5 protein-coding genes are annotated in these 1,821 nt (G+C 45.1%); 3 read left to right on the top strand and 2 right to left on the bottom strand.

Features of this window, described 5'->3' with window-relative positions:
- Positions 1-342 (bottom strand): hypothetical protein (locus tag P8O70_09360; protein ID MDG2197078.1); only part of this gene is annotated, 342 nt, incomplete at its 3' end.
- A 2-nt stretch (positions 343-344) separates the two neighbouring features.
- Positions 345-707, bottom strand: coding sequence for a hypothetical protein (locus P8O70_09355; protein ID MDG2197077.1), 363 nt, complete (start codon positions 705-707; stop codon positions 345-347).
- A gap of 308 nt (positions 708-1,015) precedes the next feature.
- On the opposite strand from P8O70_09355, the gene P8O70_09350 reads away from it, so the two are divergent.
- The 3 genes from P8O70_09350 to P8O70_09340 form a co-directional block, all read left to right on the top strand.
- Positions 1,016-1,426 carry a hypothetical protein gene (locus P8O70_09350; GenBank protein MDG2197076.1) on the top strand — a complete coding sequence of 137 codons (411 nt, stop codon included), beginning with the start codon at positions 1,016-1,018 and terminating at the stop codon, positions 1,424-1,426.
- Positions 1,427-1,432: 6 nt separating this feature from the next.
- Positions 1,433-1,606: a hypothetical protein gene (locus P8O70_09345; protein ID MDG2197075.1), complete on the top strand. Its 174-nt coding sequence runs from the start codon at positions 1,433-1,435 to the stop codon at positions 1,604-1,606.
- A 23-nt stretch (positions 1,607-1,629) separates the two neighbouring features.
- Positions 1,630-1,821: hypothetical protein (locus P8O70_09340; protein ID MDG2197074.1), on the top strand; the 192-nt coding region annotated here is incomplete at its 3' end.

Genomic DNA, 1,821 nt, shown 5'->3' with positions numbered 1-1,821 from the left:
CTCATCAGGCTCACTCTCTGGCAATTGCTCTGGTAGCAGTTCCTCTGGAAATGAACTTCCGAGCAGATCGCTACGTTCTGAAGATTCGGGAAAGCTAATGTCACAGAACCCCTCTTGCTTGTCCCAGCAGTTTGGATCTCTCAGAAAAGCTAGATCCCTGAGATAGTATTTATCCAGAGTGTCCATCAAAATATAACAATAGAACCGTTTCCGAATGGACTCTAAGTCAGGGGTGAAGCTGCGCCCCTTGCGTTCAGCATAGCGCCGTCGGCTGTTAAGGTTTCGGGTAATCCTGCGATACAATTCCCGCACTCTTCTTTTCTCGTAACCTTTTAGATCCATCTTCAGCTCCTTGCTTGGTGGTGAGACTTGCTCCAGAAAATCACAGGATGATGGTCGGTCTGGGGACTAAGCTTAGAATCCAAAATCAGAGAGGAATCCTGCTCATGGGAATTGAGGTCCATTGGACCTAAGCTAGAGTGTGGTGGTATCTCAACAAGGAACGGGGCACCCTCAGAGAAGCTGTCTAGGGGCAGTACCGAAGAAATGCTACCCTTAGCGACCGGCAAAGGTAATAGTGCTAGTTCAGTAGTAATGATGGATGGCGAGTACATAGTGTCGTCTCCTGAAATTTGATTAGGAGAACAACCCAAGGAGGCAAGCTCTGCTGACAGATGGGCATGGAAGCCATTTGACAGGGAAAACACGGTCTCCAGTGGTTGCTCAGGATTCAGAGACAAACAGCGGGGATCCAAAAGTTGGAGACCGGCTGTCGCTTTAGCAGCATTTATTGACCGCCCTGCAAGCTGCTCTTCAAATCGGCGGTAGAAACAAAAAAACCCGTCCAGCCAAATCAGGCCAAAACGGGTTCAAAAAAACTGATCCACTTTAGCTGAATTTGTAATGCGCCCGCAATCTGTGATCAAATCGGCGCTACTGAATACGAATTACATTGTACCACAAAACTCAGAAAATGAAATAGGAAATTTTGAATTTGTTTCAATAGGGATAGAACATGGACTTTATGATTCTTGACGAACGCTCACAGAGTCAGCCAGCATCGACTTGGACCGAGTATCTTTGCTTGGTGAGTGTTGGAGATGATCACTTTCGATTGGATGTCCGGACAAGGCCAATCATCTGCGAATACCATGAGTGGCTATCGGAACAGCAGGACGAAGACGCTGAGGAGTTCAATTATGATATTGAACTACCAGACACAATTAATGGTAAGCCAGTCTACGGGGTTGAAGAGGAAATCATCTTGGCTGATGAATTACCAGAACCAATCAATGACGATGAAATGTCAAAGGTGTTTGATTTGGAATCAATGGAGAAAGCCCAGAAGGCATTGGAACAATGGAAGTGGGATGGCATATCATCAGAAGTTCTATCTTCAAACATTGTTGAAATACAGAATTCCTAGACCCTCTTGCTAAAAAAGCTTGGACCAATCCTCACATCACCGCTCGTCACGCACATTCCCCATTCTTCGACAGAAGTCCCCTCCAACATCCGTGATCAGTTTGTACTGAATGATGACGAACTGGATCTGGAGATCAAAAAAATCACCGACCATCAGACAAAAGAGATTTTCACAATGTAGAGTTTCAGGATGTTGCTGCCTGCATGATGCTGCAGGAGTTCTACAAAGACTTTGATATTGAACAGACAATTTCTTTTCATAACAGCATCAAAAAAGCAAAACACTTACTTAGGTTATACGAAAAGATCAATGAGATTTTGGGCTGTACTGACATTGCCACCTTTCATATCAGCAGCAAACAATCTACCGGAGTTCGGACTCGTCAGGTTCGGGAC

The organism is SAR324 cluster bacterium (assembly GCA_029245725.1).
Lineage (GTDB): Bacteria > SAR324 > SAR324 > SAR324 > NAC60-12 > JCVI-SCAAA005.
Note: the sequence above shows the minus strand (reverse complement) of the source record. Positions and strands in the feature narration are given on the sequence as shown.